Genomic DNA, 18,421 nt, shown 5'->3' with positions numbered 1-18,421 from the left:
CTTTTCAGAACCGTAAGGAATCCATGGCCAAAACGGCCGATGCAAAGACCAAGGTCTATAGCAAATATGGCCGCGAAATTTACGTTTGCGCTAAAGCGGGTGGCAGTGATCCCAATGGCAACCTTGCGCTGCGCGGTTTGATGGAGCGTGCAAAAAAAGATCAGGTTCCTTCCCACGTTATTGACAAAGCGCTTGACAAAGCCAGCGGCGCTGGCGGCGAAGATTTTTCTACCGCGCGCTATGAGGGCTTTGGGCCTGGTAATGTCATGGTGATTGTTGACTGCCTGACTGATAATCCCAACCGCACCTTTGGCGACGTTCGCGGCTGCTTCACCAAAACCAAGAGTAAAATCGGCACCCCCGGCAGCGTCAGCCATATGTTCGACCACTGCGCCATCTTCTCTTTTGCTGGGAGCGAGGAAGAGGCGGTGCTGGAAGCCTTGATGGAAGCCGATGTCGATGTCACGGACATTGAGCAGGAAGCCGAGCGGATCACCGTTTTCGCCCCGCATACTGACTACGCCAAAGCTAAGCAGGCACTGTTAGATGCATTTGGTGAAATTGACTTTGAAGTAGACGAGATCCAATTCCTGCCGCAAACCACCACGCCCGTTGAAGGCGACGACGTAGCGATGTTCGAAAAATTCTTAGGCATGTTAAATGAGCTGGATGATGTCCAAAATGTCTTCCACAGCGGCGAGCTGCCAGAGCCCACCGAAGCTTAAGCGTTAGTCAGCCAGTCAATACGTTGGCTGCGCAGCGTTGCGGGCATCCAGGGCAGCATCCAGGTGGTAACAATGCTGACCGGACGCCTGCCGCATTGAGCACAGTCTTGCCGCGCACAGTTAGGTCGGTAATAAACAGAAATTGCTGACGTGGGTCTACCGGGTAGGCGCGTTAGCGGCACTAATGCAAATATTCGAAAACGGACTTGGCCGTGTAATCGCGAAGCCAGCCAGTTGAGCCCACGCTGGCTGACAATAATCAGCACAATGGCACTTAACAGCACTAGCCCCACGGTAATTAATGCTTGGCTATCGATATCGTTAAACAGTCTTGCGTACTTTTTTTGGTCGTCCATGAAGCCCTCCGTGGGTCTGCCGCTTAGCGAGAGCCGGCTTAAATCGAATCGACCAGATAGTTGCGTGATTCTAATAATTGGCGAACGCTAGCGTAGCTAAGCGGAGCGACCTGCCAACGCCCTTCCTTATGCGCAGCCTGGTAGCGCTTTGTTTCTAGCGCCGGCAATATCTGCTTGCCGGTCCGAGTGCTGTAGACAGACGGATACTGGCCATCGACTGCAGCGTAAATACCGGCGCCCCGTCGATCCCAATCACCTGCTGAAGATAGGCATAGGTCCAGCTATCGCACCCAATCACGCCGTGCCCTAAGTGGCCGCTTAAGGCGCGCTCGAGAAATTCACGAACACCTTGAAGACCCTGCGTGTGGCGTAAAAAATGCCGTTCTAATGCAAGGCACTGCCCAGCTTTTCTGGTTCACGCAATGCGCTATCCACTATCCACTGCGTATCGCCTTTGGCAAGCTCACTAAGCGTTGGAGGCTCGACGCACACGGCATGATGCTGCTTAGCCCGATGGGTGACCACAGAGGCGTGACCGCCATGTGGCGGCGTAATAAAAAACGTGACCGGCGCGTCCTGAGCGTCAAGTGCCTGCGCTAACATGCTAGCAGCGGGCGCCCTGTCGACCGGGGGCACTAAATGAGCCAGCCTAATCTCGGGTAAGGAGCGCAGCTCATGCTCCTCTTTTACCTGCTGTTCTGAGGATTTTTTACCGATTAACCACTTTGAAGCGGAACGCCAACGACGTCGCCACTGGCTCGCCTGCGTCTTTTCGGGGGGACAAAACTGATCCAGCGCGACCACTTCCCACAGTGGCGAGACGCCTGTTGTTGAGAACTCCCCCATGACACTTTCCCTATGGCTGCGTAAGTCATCACTTTAGCACGATGCACTCGGCTTCTAACGGCACACGAACTTATAGTCTAAAATAAAGTCTTCATAGACAGGCCATTAAGGTACCTAGCGTACGGATGTGTTTTGCCATAGCGATTGCGAGCTAAAGGAGCAAGCGATGAGTGTCGTTCATGTCAGTGAAGAAGAGCTGCACGATAAAATAGGCAAGTGTATTGCAGGGGAACGGCTACTGATTGAACAGAATGGCAATCGGTTTAGTGCCCGAATACAGCACGCTACAACGGCGGGCGTGAAAGTGATTCCAGACACTGAAATCAAGAATAGCCACAAGTCATCCGGCGATGTAGAAGGGATGACAGTGGCTTATGAAGACATACTTGAGCTTGAAGTAAAAGGTGTCGTTTACAGCCGTTTATTAGATTAATACCCGCCCCTGCACGCCTTGAACCACTAGTAAGGCATGCGGAGAGTATAGCGAGCATTAATGTTTTGAAACGTCAAAGTGTCTTAAAACGTTAGGCAAATTTTCCCAAAGTGCTGGCCTGATTCCTGATGCCGAAAGGCGTCAGTGATTTCAGCAAGCGGGAATTCACGGTCGATCACTGGATGCATATCAAACGTTTCCAACGCGCGAATCATCTCGATCTGATGGCGACGGCTACCCACAATCAAACCTTTTAGGCTCGCCTGCTTGGCCATTAACTGGGCCGTTGGCACTTCACCTTCACGGCCAGTGAGGATGCCAATCAAGGCGATATGCCCACCGATTTTCACCGCGTCAATGGACTGCGGCAACGTGCCAGAACCGCCTACTTCAACAACGTGATCAACGCCTTCGCCGTTGGTCAGTTCCTTCACGTGCTTACCCCAGTCTGGCGTCTCTTTGTAGTTGATGGTGTGCTCGGCGCCCATTTCGCGAAGCCGCGCCAGCTTTTCGTTCGACGATGAGGTCGCGATGACCCGCGCGCCCATCAGGCGGGCAAACTGCAGGGCAAAAATCGATACCCCACCGGTACCCAGCACTAGCACGCTATCGCCTGCTTTAATGCCACCATCAACGACCAACGCGCGCCAAGCGGTTAAGCCCGCGGTAGTTAACGTAGCGGACTCTGCGTGGCTGTAGCCTTTGGGTTGATGGGTAAACCACTCGAACGGGCGCACGACCTGCTCGCGAGCGTAGCCGTCTACGCCGTCGCCCGGCGTGGTGCGAAAATCACCCACTCTTGCCGGGCCTTCCAACCAGTGGGGAAAGAAGGTCGAAACCACGTGGTCACCCACGGCAAACTCGCTCACGCCTTCACCAACCGCCTCGACCACGCCTGCGCCGTCTGACATAGGAATGCGGTTCTCTTCTGTCGGAATCATACCGGCAACCACAGCGTAGTCGTGAAAATTTAAGGAACTTGCATGCAGGCGTACTTTAATTTCGCCGGGGCCGGGCTCGCCTGGGGCCGCTAGTTCAACGACGTCTAGTTTGTCTAAACCGCCGGGCTGCTTAAGGTTGATCGCTTTCATCGTTACCTCTATATACAAGCGTGTATGTAACTATTATCAATTGGGACTACTGCCCTCAACATCAAGCCCAAGAAACCCACCAGACTGTCGCTGCCACAAGCTGGCATAGATGCCGTTTTTCGCCAGCAGCTCCTGATGCGTGCCTGTTTCGACAATGCGCCCTTCGTCCACAACGATCAATCGATCAAGCATGGCGATGGTGGAAAGGCGATGGGCAATGGCAATGACCGTTTTACCCTCCATCAGCGTATCCAGCTGCTCTTGAATGGCGGCCTCCACTTCTGAGTCCAATGCAGAGGTTGCCTCGTCGAGTACCAGAATCGGCGCATTTTTAAGCAGCACGCGGGCAATAGCAATCCGCTGACGCTGGCCTCCTGACAGCTTAACGCCCCGCTCACCCACGTGGGCATCTAACCCACGACGCCCTTTAGGATCGACCAATTGATCAATAAAGGAATCGGCATGGGCGCGGCATACCGCATTCCAAACATCTTCATCGTTAGCCTGCGGACTGCCGTAGCGAATATTGTCGCGCAGCGAGCGGTGTAGCAGCGAGGTGTCCTGCGTCACCATGCCAATCTGATGGCGTAAAGATGTCTGGGTTACTTGGGCAATATCCTGCCCATCAATCAAAATGCGCCCACTCTGTACGTCATAAAAACGCAGCAGCAGGTTAGCAAGCGTTGACTTACCCGCGCCGGAGCGGCCAATCAAGCCGACTTTTTCGCCCGGGGCAATGGTCAGATTTAGCCCATCAAACACGGTTTTACTTTCACCTTTAGCTTGGTCGTAGCCAAACCGCATCGCTTCAAAGCGAATTTCACCCTGGGGGACTATTAATGCCGGTGCCTTAGGCGCGTCGCGCACCGTGGGTTCCTGGGCGATCGTATTCATGCCATCTTGTACGGTGCCGATATTTTCAAACAGCCCCGCCACTTCCCATAAAATCCAATCGGACATAAAGCGAATACGCATTACCAGCGCAATCGCGATCGTCAGCACCCCCAGGGAAATAGCTTCCATGTACCAGGCACTAATCGCCATGGCCGCCGTGCCTACCAAAAGTGCCGTGTTCAGTAGCGTCAGCCCGACACTCATAATCGTGACCAGGCGCATTTGGTCATGCACCGTTACCATAAAGCCTTCCATCGCATCACGCGCATAGCGCTGCTCGCGCTGAGTGTCGGCAAACAGTTTGATGGTCTGAATATTGCTGTAGCTATCAACTACGCGGCCGGTCATTTGCGCGCGAGCATCGGCCTGAGCCATCGAAACGTCGCGCAGGCGGGGCACGAAGAAACGCATAATCGCCAAGTAGCCGACTAGCCAAAGGCCAAGCGGTATCAGCAGCAAAAGGTCTGCCCGCCCGAGCAAAAAGGCGGCGCCGGTGAAATACACAATGGCGTAGACCAGCAGGCCCATCACCTTCGTGACCGTTTCACGGATCGCCAGCGCTGTTTGCATGACTTTTTGCGACACCCGCCCAGAAAACTCATCCTGATAAAACGCTAGGCTTTGGCTAAGCATATGGCGATGCGAAAGCCAGCGGCCAATCATCGGGTAGTTCCCGAAAATACTTTGATGCGTCACCAGCGACTGCAGCAGCACGAGCAGCGGCAAACCGACCAGCATTAAAAGCCCTAAGCCTGCCAGCCATAGGCCATTTTCGGCCCAAAAGCCCGCTCGCTCAACGTTACCCAGCCAATCCACTAGCTGGCCCATGTAGCTGAAAAAAACCACTTCGGCACCCGACACCAGCGCCGTAAACAGTGTCATGAGCAGCAGCAGCGGCAGCATTGGGCGCGAAAAATGCACAATAAAGGGCATTAAGCCCTTAGGCGGTGTTTTAACGTCGCCTTCAGGATAGGGATTAATCCGCGTTTCGAAGTAGCGAAATAGCGGTTTTAAAACACGCGATAGCATGATTCTTCCTTAACGTTACTGGCATTAATTTAACGGTCTTTGCTGATGTCTTAAGATGCGGATCGGCGCATCAACCATCGCGCCCAAAAGGGCGCGATGATCATTAGAGTCACCATTCTCAGCAGATGGTGGAAAGCAACGAACACCGGGTCAATATTGAGTGCAACGGCCAAAATCGCCATTTCACCAATTCCCCCTGGCGCCAGCGCTAACAGTGCTACGTCGCGCCCCACGCCCAACATTTGGTGAATCAGCTCGGCAAATAATGCCAGTACAGCCAATGCTAATAGGGTTGCAATGCCCGACTGCCACAAATAGCGCCCTAGCAACTTGCGCGTCATGCCTTGAAAGCGCGAGCCAATAGCACTGCCCAACACCCAGAGCATTACATTCATCCCCCAGCCCGGCAACACAAGGCTGGCTATATCAAAACCGGATAATAGAGCCGCCAGCAGCAGCGGTGCCAGCAGCGCTGAACTAGGGATTCGTAGAAAGCGACCTAGTGGCAACACAAGCGGTATCGTCAATAGCATCCAGCCATGTTCTAGGCCGCTATTAACAGGGCCAATCCCCGCCCCGCCATCGCCAGAGGCCCAAAACAGTGGCGGTAAAAAAAGAATAACCAGGATGATACGCAGCGACTGCGCCACCGCGATACGCTGAGGATCGCCGCCGCACTTTTCACCTAACAGTATCATCGCCGTCATGGCGCCAGGTGCAGCCCCAAACCACGCACTGACAGGATCAAACCCACAGCGCCTATACCAGGCGGCAGCCACTGCCGTAGAAGCCGCGACTCCCAACAGCAGTAGCCCAGCGGATACTGGCCAATCGACCACCCGATGCGCCAACTGCGGCGTTACTTGGCTGCCTAGCACCATGCCCATGATAGCTAAGAAAATATTGCGGACCGGCTCAGGTACTGCGACCTTCACGCCTTGTGATGAGACCAGTAAATTGGCAATAAGCGGGCCCAGCATCCAGGCTAGGGGTAGCCCTGTCAGTTGAAAAGCGGTGCCGCCGATCGCGCCAACCGCTAACGATACTGCCAGCCCTTTGACGCTCCCTGCATTTATCTGGATATCCTTCACGCCAACTCCCTTGGTTCCAAAACGTTACTCATCGCTACGCAATCATTAACCTGCTAAGCGTAAGCACCAGTTTACCACTGCCGAGGCCATTTAGGGCTTCAGGCCTACGCGAGTACCGTCCTCTTGCATCCGCATAAGCGGATGCAAAACGTAATTTTTGGCGATGTCATCTACACACACCGTGCAACACGCGTATAATACGCAGCTGCCATGAATGGCAAACTTTCTCAGGGCGGGGTGCAAGTCCCCACCGGTGGTCATGCCGCTTCAATCGTCATTGCGGATAAGCCCACGAGCGCTCAGCCAGCTAATAGCTTTATAGTGGCTGAGGTCAGCAGATTCGGTGAGATTCCGGAGCCGACGGTCATAGTCCGGATAAAAGAGAAGGTTTCCATGCTGTACGTATGACAGTGCCTATTTTCATAGGCCTGGACGTATGCCGTTGGATTCCTAATGCCCTGATTCTGGTAAACAATCCAAAAGGATAACCATGAATCAGACCCACGTTTCTTTATCATCTCGCATTGCCTTTATCGAAGCCTCTTGGCATCACGATATTGTCAGCCAAGCCCGAGACGCATTTATTGCTCAGCTGTCGAGCCAGCATGGTTTTGCCTCAGATCAAGTAGAGACCTTCCAGGTAGCAGGCGCTTACGAAATTCCGCTGCAGGCAAAGCTATTAGCCAAAACAAAGCGCTACGCGGCCATCGTAGGCGCGGGATTTGTTATTGATGGGGGTATCTACCGCCACGACTTCGTCGCTCAAGCCGTAGTCGAAGGCATGATGCACGCGCAGCTGGAAACTGAAATACCAATTCTTTCTGTTGTGCTGACGCCACATCATTTTCATGAGCACGCCACCCACCACGACTTTTTCCATGCCCACTTCCGTGCCAAAGGAAAGGAAGCGGCGGATGCCGTGGTGATGACGCTCAATAATCATCGAAGAATTCAAGATATGAACTAGGCCGCGAGCGCTAAAAGTGCATCAACGCATCCACTGCGTTTAAAGTAGGAATGCTACGGGCTGCCCCACGCTGCTGAACGGCAAGAGCAGCAGCGGCCGAGGCCCGTAGTAAACACTGCGATGGCACAAGACCCGCTTGTCTAGCGGCGAGAAAGTACCCAACAAAGGTATCTCCTGCCGCCGTTGTATCAACCGCCTTTATCTTAAAGGCATTTTGAAAAAGCACCTCATCGCCTCGTTGGTACCAAGCCCCCTCACTACCTAGCGTCAGTATTACGTCGGCGCCACCTACTCGTTGTTTACAGCATGTGAGTAAATCTTCAGCGCCGGACTCTATCGGCATGCCTGCCAGAAGCGCGGCTTCTGAGCGATTAAAGAACACTAAATCACACTGCTCAAGAGGCAGCGAAGCGACGTCTGAATTCATGGGGGCAGGATTAAAGATGACATGGCATCCATGACGCACGGCAAGCGGGATAAGTTCGTTAAGCCCATTGCATTCGTTCTGGATCAGTATCGTGTCACCAGGGCTCGCATGTTTCATTAATGACGCGATCCGCTCTGCAGTAAAACTCTGATTGGCGCCCGAGAACAATAGAATGGCATTTTCACCGTGCGGGTCAATTTGTACAATCGCGTGGCCACTAGGCTGGTGAGTTAGCTCAATGCCATCCACGTTAACCCCCGCATGCGTTAGCTCTTCAATTACCCTAGCATCCGATGATGACAACCTGCCCCAGTGGCTTACATGGCCGCCGGCACGCGCAATGGCTAACGACTGATTGACCCCTTTACCACCTAACCCAACCGTGTACTCACTGCTTGCTAACGTTTCACCTGGCCGAACTAAATGTGGCACATAATAGGTATGGTCAATGTTGATAGAACCAAAATTGAAGATCATTGCCTTGCCCTTCCGATTAAACAGTACCGTTCGATAATGACCAGGAGATAGTGCTTACTTTTCTCCACTAAAAAACAAAAGGCCAGTCAGCGCTAACGCTGACTGGCCTTACTCACCACTCTTGGCTGTGGTTACCCTTCGAGTACGAAAGGCGCTACATATTGCTCCACGTTATCGGGCGTGATAAGAATGCAATCATACAGCTGCTTTTCACCGTCTAACCCCGTTTCGCCGGAGCTAATATAGCGGTCAGCAATTCTCACGGCATCTTCAGCAAAGACGGCTACGGGCTGAAGCACCGTGTAGGCCAGCTCGCCTGAGCGCACCGCATCAACGGCATCCGGTGAGCCATCGAATCCGCCGACTAGCACGTTATCCAGCAACCCTTCCTGCTTGAGGGCAACAATAGCACCGAGTGCCATCTCATCATTGCCGCTGATGACACCATTGATGTCAGGGTTGGCACGCAGGATACTCTGCATCTTATTGCGTCCTTCCGTACGGTCCCAGTTCGCGATATCAGATGCTGCAAGGCTGAGATCAGGATACTGGCTTAACACGGTTTCATAACCATTTGAACGTGTGGCGGCATTGTTATCAGAAGGCGGCCCCATTAGCTCTACATAAGAGCCTTCGCCATCAAGCTGCATAGCCCATTCCTGTGCCCCAAGCGCCGCACCCTGCGCATTGTTGGACACAAGCTGCGCCATGGCCAAGCCCTGCTGATTGATCTCGGCATTGATAATAAAGACCGGAATGCCGGCATCAACCGCCTTTCTCACGGCACCAATCGAGCCATCGGCGTTTGCTGGGTCAAGGATAATGGCCTGCGCGCCATTAGTGATGGCAGTATCGACTTGATTACTTTCTGTATTGGTGTCGCCCACATGTGAGCTTACATTGGCTTCGTAACCAAGTTCTTGTGCTGTCTTCTCCGCAATAGCTCCCTCTGTTTGCCAGTAAGGGTTGGACATGTCGTTCACGATAATGGAGATCAGGCCCTTGTCCTGTGCGGCTAGCGAGCCGCTAAAGAGCATTGAGGCTCCGGCGAGTGCTGCAAAGAGAATCGTTTTGTTTTTCGAGAACGTTTTGTTTTTCGAGAACATAGTCATTTCCTAGCCGTTATGATTGTTAGCTCTTTACGAGCTGGACCTTGAAGGATCCGCGTTCTAAGCAACGCCACACTAGGTGGCTTTTGCTCTAGAATCGTCACGTGTCACCTCTGCATTATATTTTTTACTTATCTTTCGCCCTGCTTTTTGCTTTTTGCTGTATTGAATATTGTTAAGCATCACAGCAAAGACAATAACGCTACCGGTGAACACCATTTGCCAATAAGCAGACACTCCAATGATGACGAGGCCATCTGCAAGAAACCCTATGACAAAGGCCCCCAGTAGCGTATTACGTACCGTGCCACGACCACCCATGAGCGATGCTCCACCGATCACAACGGCAGCAATCGCAGTTAATTCATAGGTAGTGCCTGCCGTTGGGCCCGCAGACGTCAACTGAGAGGCCAGCACAATCCCTGCCATGGCAGCGCATATACCGGAAATAATGTAAACCGAGAGTTTGACACGCTTGACCGGCACACCAGAGAGCTCTGCTGCTCGCGCATTACCACCGGTGGAGTAGATCCAACGTCCAAAGGGTGTGCGGCTCAGCGCCAGCATACAAACCACCGCGACTGCAATGAGGATCAGCACCCCCACCGGCACACCGAATAACCGGTTAAATCCTAACCACTCAAACCCCGTGTTGCCCAAAACATCGTCCCCCCCTAGCTGGTTGAACGTTAGGCCATTGGTCAGCAGGAGCGCCGCACCACGAGCGACATAAAGCATGCCGAGCGTGGCAACAAAAGCAGGAACGTTAAAGTAGGCCACTAACACGCCATTAATCGCCCCCACAAAAGCACCTAATAAGCAGGTCAGCACGACCACGACCCAAACAGAGGGGAAAAAGGCAAGGTCGAGAGACTCTATCTCGATACCTTCAAGTAGCAGACCAGCAAACACCCCGCAGAGCGCAAGCGTGGAACCGACGGATAGATCGATACCCCCGGTAAGGATGACAAACAGCATGCCGATACCCAGTAAACCGAAGACAGCTACGTGCGATGACATCGTCAGAAAGTTACCCATCGAAAAGTAGACGGGTGACAGGATTGAAAAAACGATAATGATGGCAATCAATGCAAAAAACGCTCGTCCCTCAAGTAAAATTTTGACGATATCGAGCTGGCCATTTTCGGCGTGCGACGCCTTGTTGTTGTGACGAGACATTTTTATCACCTATCCGATTAAATGATTACGCGGCAACTGACTCACCCGAAGCGGCCATAATTTCTTCTTTTGTCACCCCAGGGCCGAATTCAGCCGAGACCTTCCCTTTGCTCATCACTAATATCCGGTGCGGTATGCTCAAGCACTCGCTCACTTCTGATGTCGAGAAGATGACCGCCAGCCCTTGGCGTGCGCCCTCGCTCAATAACTTGAACACCTCCGCTTTAGCACCGATGTCGATACCACGGCTTGGCTCGTCCAACATAATCACGTCAGGGTGCGTCGCCAGCATTTTTCCGATAACAACCTTTTGTTGATTACCGCCAGACAGCGAGCCAATGGCTGCTTCCCCGCCATCGGTCTTGATATGCACTTTGTCGATGGCCGAAGTAACCATCTCATTCTCTACACTGGATGAGGTGAAACCCTTTTGAGTGAACGCCTGAATACTGGCAAGCGACAGGTTCTGGCCTACCGACATGGTTTGAACCAGACCATCGCGCTGGCGATCTTCCGGCACGAGCACCAGACCGCGATTGATCCGCTGGGCAATTGAACAGTGCGATATATCGTTAGCGCCCAATACAATGTCGCCATGAGACTGTCGTGTGCGCCCCGCCACGCATTCCAACAGCTCGGTTCTGCCAGCGCCCATCAATCCATAAATACACACAATTTCCCCAGCACGAACGTCAAGTGAAAGATCGCTCACCACATAGCGGCCTGCCACCTTATCGTCGCTCACTGACAGCTGCTGAATAGAAAGCGCCACATCCCCCATGGTGTATCCTGTCGGCGGTGACCCTAAGTCAAACTGTTCGCCTACCATGTGCCTAACAATCCACTGAAGATCGATATCACTACGCGGCGCATAGGCGGTCATTGCACCGTCACGCAGAACAACGGCGTGATCGGTAATCTGTAGCGCTTCTTCAAGGTGATGGGAGATATAAACAATCGAGACCCCCTTCTTCTTAAGATCTCTGACCACTTTGAACAGTGTTTCAACTTCCGACGCGCTCAACGCCGAGGTCGGTTCATCCATAATGAGGATGCGCGAGTTCTTGGATAGCGCCCTGGCGATTTCAACAATTTGCTGCTGCCCTACGCGCAGATCCTCGACCGGAGTAAGCGGATGGATGGGTTCATCAAGCTCCTCCATAAGCAACTGAGCTTGATATGCTTCTTCCCGGAAATCGACGGCATTGCCTACGCGAGTCAGCTCACGTCCCATGAAGACGTTGTCACGGACATTGAGATTAGGCGCCAGGCTAAGCTCTTGGTGGATGATGGTAATGCCTAGCGCTTCAGCAGCCGATGGTGACAAAAAACTAACAGGCTCTCCTTCCAGAAGGATTTCACCGTCAGACGGCGCTATCACGCCAGACAATATTTTCATCAGGGTCGACTTACCCGCCCCATTTTCACCAAAGAGTGTAGTGACTTGGCCACGGTGGATATCAAAATTTACGTCTTTCAGTGCGTGCACGGCACCAAAACGCTTTTCGACATTACGCGCGGATAGGATGACGTCATTTGCAACCGGCTGTTTATGTGTATCGTTATGCATCGTCCGGCCCTCACTCCACGATCGCTATACGCACTGGCGTAATCAGCCAGTTACTGGGGTTAATCATGGTAAAGGCGCCTACAACATCAAGCGTTTCGCCCGTTAAATCCTGACCGGCAAAACCTTCAAGCACTTGACGCTTCATTTCTTCATTCAGTGCTGCCCCAACATTCTGAAACTCGATCTGATTGGTGAAATCACCAAACTGGATATCACCCGTAGCATCGCGCAGCGTAGTGCCGTTAATGGCAGGCCCTGTTTGAACACGAATGACTACATCCGAGGGCACCCCATCGACCTCAATGGAATAGATACCGGAGCGACCCTCTACAACCGATCCGGTAAAGGTCACCGGCACTACGTGACCAATGCCGGCAGCGACACCGTATGTTTCGCCTGCCTCACTCGCATCTTGGAGCACTTCATCTGCCAGCATTGCTCCCTCTACAGCGTTGGTTTCGATGTACTCTTGGATCACCGAAAAATTTTCTTCTGCGAAGTTTTGGGGTGAAAAACCCATTTCACTCTCAAGCTCGCTGATGGTGATCACTTTGGTATCCAGTGCCATAAGTGCAACAATCACCACAACGAAAACACCTGCAATATATGGTCTCGTTTTGGTCTTACCGGGCACTGAGTTCATAGTCACCGACATAGCAACTCCGGTTATCGTTATACTTGTTAGTGAAAAAGCAGCCTGTCCATTACGCCTGTTGGCTATTGGGAATTAACACCACCTTTAAAGCATCTGGATCATTGCGCATTAGCTCAAGCCCTTCATGGAATTTTTCCAGCGGCAATTTATGCGTTACCACATGACTGGTCGGGAAATCATCGTTACCAATGCCTTCAATCGCCAGCGGATAACAATAAGGACCTAAGTGCGCCCCCAGCACATCTAGCTCTTTACGATCACTAATAATGCTCCAGTCAACTGTGACAGGCTCTTTGAACACGCTAAACTCGACAAAACGTCCAAGCTTACGAATCATATGAAGCCCTTGCTCTACCGACTGCACCGCACCGCTGGCTTCAATATAAATATCGCAGCCATAGCCCTCTGTAATGCCTTTCACATAATCAACAACATCAACTTCAGCAGGGTTCAGGACAATATCCGCGCCGAACTGCTTGGCTAATTCCAGGCGCTTATTGTTCAGATCTAACACCACCAGTTTAGAAGCCCCTGACTTCTTAACGGCACCTATCATGCCCAGCCCCAAGGTACCTGCACCGGAGAGAACGACCACATCACCCAACTCAACTTGGGCACGTTTAACAGCATGCAAAGAGCAAGAATAAGGCTCTACAAGCACCGCTTTTTCTATTGGCAGTTCATCTGGCAATTTGTGGTTAATAGCCTCTTTGGGGAAGACCATGTAGTCCGCCATACCGCCATTCACGTTATCCTGAAAGCCGTACACGTCGTGCTTTTCACACATCCAATACTGCCCGCGATTACAAAATCGGCACTTCCAACAAGGCACAATCTGCTCAGAGATAATGCGGTCACCAATGGCAAAATCTTTAACGCCATCGCCCAGCGCCACAACATGTCCAATAAACTCATGACCTGGAATCATCGGCGCCTTGATGTAGGCGGGCTGGGTTTCATCTCCCCAGAAACTAGGTGCCCCCTCATATGCCTTAAGATCACCGGCACAGATACCGCAAGCTTCTACCTTAATGAGCACTTCACCTTCCGCTACTTGCGGCACGGAGACCTCTTCAAGGCGATAGTCGCCAGGGGCATAAGCCACAACGGCCTGCATCATTGCGGGAACTTCAGTGTGCTTGTTGTTGGCAATGCTCATATGTCGCTCCTCATTGTCTCTTATGGTGTATTTGTAACGACATCGCTCTAGTTACAAAAGATCCACACCTGAACATATGAATTAAGTACTTTTCCAAAAGCCCCGTCAATCCTTGTGACACGCATTCAGCCTTATACTTTAGGGTAATGATATAAAATACTGATAAATATAAATAAAAACACAACATGATGATCTATAACTTACGTTATGTAACATTATTAATAAATAATCAGGATTGTATATAGACACACAATGATCAAATGATCAGGCCAGTCAGTACATAATACCGCGCCTATATTCAGCATGAACGCGAATACACGCACCACAGACAGGAATGTAAGTAGACAGATGACCACACAGCTGGCCGTAGCTCTAAGACAGGGATTAGCGTTACAAATCAGCAAGCCTCATGTTCATGAGGCACAAGCTAGAAAACGGATAAAGAGAAATTAAGCTCGCCCATCGTTTTGAGTGGCTTCATCCAAACGAAGAATAGTGTGCGCATTGGTTAAACTGGTCGCCAACGTATTAATCACCCCCGTACGAAGCGCTCCCAGAATGCCGACTGCTTTGGTATTTTCACTGGCAATAGCAATCACATCGGGAATCCGCGCCAAATCCTGAATATTGAGCCCCACTACACGCCCCTGCATGGGCGTAATCGATGGCTGGCCGTGGATATCGATAAAGTCATATCCCATCATATCGCCCACTGTTCCAGAGAGTCGCGCCTCAGCAATTTCTTGGGCCGAAAACCATCCCATGCGCACCATGTTGCTGTCTTCACTTACATCACCGACACCAATCAGCGCCGTATCGGCGCGCCGAGCACGGTCTAACGTCTGACGTACGATAGAGTTTTCATACATCAAATCGCGCAGCTCACTATTCTGCACCAAGGCAGGCGCATAAAGCGTTTCACTATCTCCACCAAACCGACCCGCCAAGCGTCGGCAAATATGATCAGGATTCATATGCTCGCCAGCACGCAGCGAGCCGCCTATCGCACAAACGAAAGAAACGCTTAAAGACTCTGCCCGGAAAACATTATCAGCCACCGCGGCTACATTACGCCCCATGCCAACAGCGACAATCTGACCATCGATCAAACTTCTCGAAAGATGATCTGCGGCGAGACTCGCAACCGCTGAGCGCTGCACATCGGGATCAGCATTATCCAAGGCAATTAGCGCCCGTTTCAGCCCAAAGCGACGCTTCAACTCCTGCTCAATTTCCACACTCACGGCAGGATGCAAGCGCACTCGCACGTCTACTATTCCTTCAGCCTGGGCCCGCTTAAGCAATCGCCCTATGCGTACGCGTGAATGCCCCAACCGATTAGCAATAGCCTCTTGCGTCTCCCCTTGCACATAGTAGAGCGTTGAAATCTCAGTCATTAAATCGACATCAGCAGCGTCTTGGCTATTCATCCATAGCATCCAGGAGGTTATAAAAAGCAATTTGAAGAAGACTGAAAAAAACGAGGCTCCCGCATCAGACGGGAACCTCGCACCAAGACTTATAATGTCAGCTTAACTGACACTTTTTCAACAACGGGATTAGCGCTTGAATAATCAGTGAGAGTGAAACCGAGCCAGCATCGGGCGTGCCCAAGCTTTTCTCTGCCAGCGGACGGGCCCTGCCTATTTTAGGCAGCAAGTTCGCAGTGGCCTCTGCAGACTCACTAGCTTTCACAGCAGCCACTTCCCAACAAGGCACCACTTCCTTACCCGCTTCAGCCTCATGGGAAAGCACTTCGGAGAAAGGCACTAGCACATCGACCATCGTTTTATCTCCCACCGTCGCTTTACCGAACGCCATCACTTGCTGGCGCGCATCGAGCACGCCTGCGGCAAGGCGTCGACTTGATAGCGGCAGATCATTCCCTAGTGATTCACCAATTGCTTTCAAAATAACTCGCCAAAGAGCCCCCGAGGTACCGCCTGCCTTATCCGACCAACGCTGACCGGCCCATTGCAACACAGTTTCCGCACCGGCCCCTTCATTTAAAGCGTCAAGCGCAGCCTCAAGCGCCGCCTTACTGCCCCGCTGCATACCGATACCATGGTCACCATCACCGGCAACGGCATCAATTTTTCCCAACATCTCACAGTGCTCGTTGACGGTGCTTGCCAGCACCTCCAGTGCGTTAACAACTCCTCGTGCTAAGGTGCGGGAAGCCTCGCTGGCTTGCGGTATTTCCTCTTGCACAACTACTTCCACTTCAGCGGGATCCAACGCCTCTGCTGGCTTTACGCTCCCTTTACGATAGCCAGGCGCATCCGCCGCTGCGGTCCAAAGTGCCTGCATGTCTTTGTCTAACCAGAATAGCGTCAGCGACACACCCGCCATATCAAGACTAGTCACCAACTCACCTACATCGGGATCTACAATGACAAGCCCTGCGTCTTGCAACAGTTCGTCAACTTTACGATAAACGACGAACAGCTCTTCATATTTAATGGTACCTAACCCATTGAGAATCGGCGCAACATGAGCCCCATTTATGCTGATACCCTCAGGGACTTCTTCCAGCAACCGCTTAACCAGTATTTCTGCCAGCCTATCCGCCGAAGGGATACCCTCCTCGCTAATACCAGGCTCACCATGAATCCCCAGCCCAATGGCCATCCTGCCTTCGGGCACGTAAAAAAGTGAATCGGCCGCCCCTGGTAAAGTACAGCCAGCAAACGCCACACCAAAGGAGCGCGTGCAACGGTTTGCCTCTTTGGCCACGCTGACAACCGCTTCCAACGACAACCCCTGCTCAGAAGCAGCAGAAGCTGCCTTAAAAACCGTCAAATCTCCGGCGATGCCACGACGCTTATCGAACTCTTCCAGCGGCGCACTGGCTACATCATCGGTAACTAACACAATCTCACATGGAATACCCTCAGCGATCAGGCGCTCACGCGCCTCACCAAAATGCAGCACATCACCCGCATAATTACCAAAGGAAAGCAGAACGCCACCGCCGTTGTCAGCAGCTTTGGCCACTGAATACACCTGCTGAGACGAAGGAGAGCAAAACAAATTCCCCATGACGGCACCATGGGCCAACCCCTGACCAACCAAACCGGCAAACGTAGGATAGTGCCCGCCACCTCCTCCAATCACGACCGCAACAGCCCCCGGCTCACTGCGCGTACTGCGCACAACCCCTCCGGGCACAGCCATCAGCTTATCGCGATTCGCAGCCACCAAGCCTAAGCGGGCCTCTTCAGTAAAATAACTCGGATCATTGTAAAGGCGTGTCATCGCTATATACCCCAGAATGCGGGCAAATTGCACCTCTGCAACTTGCCAAATATTGTTATTAAACCTAGCGTTCTCACAAGCAAAAAATCACAGCTCTTCATTACCTAGCCGCGACTCATATTCAGCAATTTTGGCCAATTTTTGCGTAGATGCACCACCAGGAAATGTACTACTCAAAAACGTGGCCACAATAGACTTAGCCAGTTCAGGCCCAATCACTCTAGCCCCCAATGCCACAATCTGGGCGTTATTACTGGTCTGAGCCTTAGCGGCCGAGTAAGTATCATGGGCCTGCGCAGCACGTATACCTGGCACTTTATTCGCGGAAATCGCCACACCAATTCCCGTGCCACACACCAACACACCACGGTCAAAGCGCTTCTCTTTAATTGCGGTTGCTACCTCAAAAGCGATATCTGGATAGAGCACCGGCTGAGCATTAAACGTACCGAAATCTTCAACGTCATAGCCTAGCTCACGGATGTAATGAATCAGGGTCTCTTTTAAGTCGTAAGCGGCTTCATCACCACCGATCGCGACCTTGAGAGAAGGTGTCACGCTGGACATTCAAGCTCTCCCTTTGTAGGTGTTAGAAATGTGCCGACATCCAGCCAACCTAGCGAAACACTCTCACCAGCACTGGGTCGTCCACTGATTTACAGCTCAAATCTATCACCGACAGAACATATGTAAACATATCGATCATAAGTTCATTTCATTTCATCCAATTAAAAATTCTCAAAAAACCTCCACACAAACATAAAATGTTGTTTTAGAATAAAATAAACCACAAAAAGCAACTTGGCATTTCCTCGATATACTTTAGTATTACATACAATCTACCGAAACAACGCGCATGAAGTTTGACTTCACTCAATAAAAAACATCATTTGCTCATCTAATGTTCAATATATCTATAAAAAACACGATCGCTAACAACACTGTCGCCCAACTCGCAGCGCCCACACATTAGAGCAACGCAAGCCACTGCCAATAACATCAATACGCGGCAACACATGACCACAAGCCTCGAACAATGGATGTAGAGATATGACTAATCGTTTTGAGCTAGCCAATGCCATTCGCGCCCTTTCCATGGAGGCTGGGAGCACGCGCCGTTCCATATTCCTGAGCCGATCTATTCTGCCTGGGATG

At 51.8% G+C, this 18,421-nt stretch carries 17 protein-coding genes and 1 riboswitch; of the genes, 3 read left to right on the top strand and 14 right to left on the bottom strand.

Going from position 1 to position 18,421, the window contains the following annotated elements:
* A partial coding sequence (locus tag ACTH5D_RS13190) for a YebC/PmpR family DNA-binding transcriptional regulator (protein WP_441671987.1) occupies positions 1–725 on the top strand: 725 nt, incomplete at its 5' end.
* Here ACTH5D_RS13190 and ACTH5D_RS13185 read toward each other — a convergent pair.
* Entirely contained in the window at positions 722–1,081 is a 360-nt protein-coding gene (locus ACTH5D_RS13185) for a hypothetical protein (protein WP_441671985.1), read from the bottom strand. The genes ACTH5D_RS13190 and ACTH5D_RS13185 overlap by 4 nt on opposite strands.
* Before the next feature lie 384 nt (positions 1,082–1,465).
* Positions 1,466–1,927, bottom strand: coding sequence for a hypothetical protein (locus ACTH5D_RS13180; protein ID WP_441671983.1), 462 nt, complete (start codon positions 1,925–1,927; stop codon positions 1,466–1,468).
* A gap of 166 nt (positions 1,928–2,093) precedes the next feature.
* On the opposite strand from ACTH5D_RS13180, the gene ACTH5D_RS13175 reads away from it, so the two are divergent.
* A complete protein-coding gene (locus ACTH5D_RS13175) occupies positions 2,094–2,360 on the top strand; it encodes a hypothetical protein (protein ID WP_441671981.1) in 267 nt (88 codons plus the stop codon).
* Between the two features lie 83 nt (positions 2,361–2,443).
* On the opposite strand, the gene ACTH5D_RS13170 is transcribed toward ACTH5D_RS13175, so the two are convergent.
* The 3 genes from ACTH5D_RS13170 to ACTH5D_RS13160 are packed head-to-tail and all read right to left on the bottom strand — an operon-like array spanning position 2,444 to position 6,465.
* Positions 2,444–3,451, bottom strand: coding sequence for a zinc-dependent alcohol dehydrogenase family protein (locus ACTH5D_RS13170; protein WP_441671979.1), 1,008 nt, complete (start codon positions 3,449–3,451; stop codon positions 2,444–2,446).
* Between the two features lie 36 nt (positions 3,452–3,487).
* A complete protein-coding gene (locus ACTH5D_RS13165; protein ID WP_441671977.1) occupies positions 3,488–5,374 on the bottom strand; it encodes an ABC transporter ATP-binding protein in 1,887 nt (628 codons plus the stop codon).
* 50 nt (positions 5,375–5,424) lie between these two features.
* Positions 5,425–6,465, bottom strand: a complete 1,041-nt coding sequence (locus ACTH5D_RS13160; RefSeq protein ID WP_441671975.1) for an AbrB family transcriptional regulator — start codon at positions 6,463–6,465, stop codon at positions 5,425–5,427.
* A gap of 219 nt (positions 6,466–6,684) precedes the next feature.
* Positions 6,685–6,856: riboswitch (FMN riboswitch) on the top strand.
* Positions 6,857–6,955: 99 nt separating this feature from the next.
* Here ACTH5D_RS13160 and ACTH5D_RS13155 point away from each other — a divergent pair.
* Positions 6,956–7,432 (top strand): 6,7-dimethyl-8-ribityllumazine synthase, encoded by a 477-nt coding sequence (locus ACTH5D_RS13155; RefSeq protein WP_441671973.1) that lies wholly within the window; start codon positions 6,956–6,958, stop codon positions 7,430–7,432.
* Between the two features lie 10 nt (positions 7,433–7,442).
* Here ACTH5D_RS13155 and ACTH5D_RS13150 read toward each other — a convergent pair whose 3' ends face one another.
* The 9 genes from ACTH5D_RS13150 to ACTH5D_RS13110 form a co-directional block, all read right to left on the bottom strand.
* Positions 7,443–8,336, bottom strand: a complete 894-nt coding sequence (locus ACTH5D_RS13150) for a ribokinase (protein ID WP_441671971.1) — start codon at positions 8,334–8,336, stop codon at positions 7,443–7,445.
* A gap of 131 nt (positions 8,337–8,467) precedes the next feature.
* On the bottom strand, positions 8,468–9,442 hold the full coding sequence (locus ACTH5D_RS13145) for a D-ribose ABC transporter substrate-binding protein (RefSeq protein WP_441671969.1): 975 nt from the start codon (positions 9,440–9,442) through the stop codon (positions 8,468–8,470).
* A gap of 78 nt (positions 9,443–9,520) precedes the next feature.
* Positions 9,521–10,624, bottom strand: coding sequence for an ABC transporter permease (locus ACTH5D_RS13140; protein ID WP_441671967.1), 1,104 nt, complete (start codon positions 10,622–10,624; stop codon positions 9,521–9,523).
* Between the two features lie 25 nt (positions 10,625–10,649).
* A complete protein-coding gene (locus ACTH5D_RS13135; RefSeq protein WP_441671965.1) occupies positions 10,650–12,194 on the bottom strand; it encodes a sugar ABC transporter ATP-binding protein in 1,545 nt (514 codons plus the stop codon).
* A 10-nt stretch (positions 12,195–12,204) separates the two neighbouring features.
* Positions 12,205–12,849, bottom strand: a complete 645-nt coding sequence (locus ACTH5D_RS13130; protein ID WP_441671963.1) for a DUF2291 family protein — start codon at positions 12,847–12,849, stop codon at positions 12,205–12,207.
* Positions 12,850–12,898: 49 nt separating this feature from the next.
* Complete coding sequence (locus ACTH5D_RS13125) at positions 12,899–14,008, bottom strand: MDR/zinc-dependent alcohol dehydrogenase-like family protein (protein WP_441671961.1); 1,110 nt, start codon at positions 14,006–14,008, stop codon at positions 12,899–12,901.
* 449 nt (positions 14,009–14,457) lie between these two features.
* A complete protein-coding gene (locus ACTH5D_RS13120) occupies positions 14,458–15,438 on the bottom strand; it encodes a sugar-binding transcriptional regulator (RefSeq protein WP_441671959.1) in 981 nt (326 codons plus the stop codon).
* A gap of 97 nt (positions 15,439–15,535) precedes the next feature.
* The gene (locus ACTH5D_RS13115) at positions 15,536–17,266 is read right to left on the bottom strand and encodes a dihydroxyacetone kinase family protein (RefSeq protein WP_441671957.1); all 1,731 of its coding nucleotides are present in this window, start codon (positions 17,264–17,266) and stop codon (positions 15,536–15,538) included.
* Positions 17,267–17,353: 87 nt separating this feature from the next.
* The gene (locus ACTH5D_RS13110) at positions 17,354–17,833 is read right to left on the bottom strand and encodes an RpiB/LacA/LacB family sugar-phosphate isomerase (protein WP_441671955.1); all 480 of its coding nucleotides are present in this window, start codon (positions 17,831–17,833) and stop codon (positions 17,354–17,356) included.
* Positions 17,834–18,421: the final 588 nt, after the last annotated feature.

The organism is Halomonas sp., assembly GCF_052095695.1.
Taxonomy (GTDB): domain Bacteria; phylum Pseudomonadota; class Gammaproteobacteria; order Pseudomonadales; family Halomonadaceae; genus Vreelandella.
This window is presented reverse-complemented; position numbering and strand designations above follow the sequence as displayed.

Coding starts and splice junctions, on each gene's coding strand:
- ACTH5D_RS13110 (WP_441671955.1), bottom strand. CDS start 17,833: ATGTCCAGCGTGACACCTTCTCTCAAGGTCGCGATCGGTGGTGATGAA.
- ACTH5D_RS13145 (WP_441671969.1), bottom strand. CDS start 9,442: ATGTTCTCGAAAAACAAAACGTTCTCGAAAAACAAAACGATTCTCTTT.
- ACTH5D_RS13115 (WP_441671957.1), bottom strand. CDS start 17,266: ATGACACGCCTTTACAATGATCCGAGTTATTTTACTGAAGAGGCCCGC.
- ACTH5D_RS13175 (WP_441671981.1), top strand. CDS start 2,094: ATGAGTGTCGTTCATGTCAGTGAAGAAGAGCTGCACGATAAAATAGGC.
- ACTH5D_RS13165 (WP_441671977.1), bottom strand. CDS start 5,374: ATGCTATCGCGTGTTTTAAAACCGCTATTTCGCTACTTCGAAACGCGG.
- ACTH5D_RS13150 (WP_441671971.1), bottom strand. CDS start 8,336: ATGATCTTCAATTTTGGTTCTATCAACATTGACCATACCTATTATGTG.
- ACTH5D_RS13185 (WP_441671985.1), bottom strand. CDS start 1,081: ATGGACGACCAAAAAAAGTACGCAAGACTGTTTAACGATATCGATAGC.
- ACTH5D_RS13180 (WP_441671983.1), bottom strand. CDS start 1,927: ATGGGGGAGTTCTCAACAACAGGCGTCTCGCCACTGTGGGAAGTGGTC.
- ACTH5D_RS13130 (WP_441671963.1), bottom strand. CDS start 12,849: ATGTCGGTGACTATGAACTCAGTGCCCGGTAAGACCAAAACGAGACCA.
- ACTH5D_RS13170 (WP_441671979.1), bottom strand. CDS start 3,451: ATGAAAGCGATCAACCTTAAGCAGCCCGGCGGTTTAGACAAACTAGAC.
- ACTH5D_RS13120 (WP_441671959.1), bottom strand. CDS start 15,438: ATGAATAGCCAAGACGCTGCTGATGTCGATTTAATGACTGAGATTTCA.
- ACTH5D_RS13155 (WP_441671973.1), top strand. CDS start 6,956: ATGAATCAGACCCACGTTTCTTTATCATCTCGCATTGCCTTTATCGAA.
- ACTH5D_RS13125 (WP_441671961.1), bottom strand. CDS start 14,008: ATGAGCATTGCCAACAACAAGCACACTGAAGTTCCCGCAATGATGCAG.
- ACTH5D_RS13140 (WP_441671967.1), bottom strand. CDS start 10,624: ATGTCTCGTCACAACAACAAGGCGTCGCACGCCGAAAATGGCCAGCTC.
- ACTH5D_RS13135 (WP_441671965.1), bottom strand. CDS start 12,194: ATGCATAACGATACACATAAACAGCCGGTTGCAAATGACGTCATCCTA.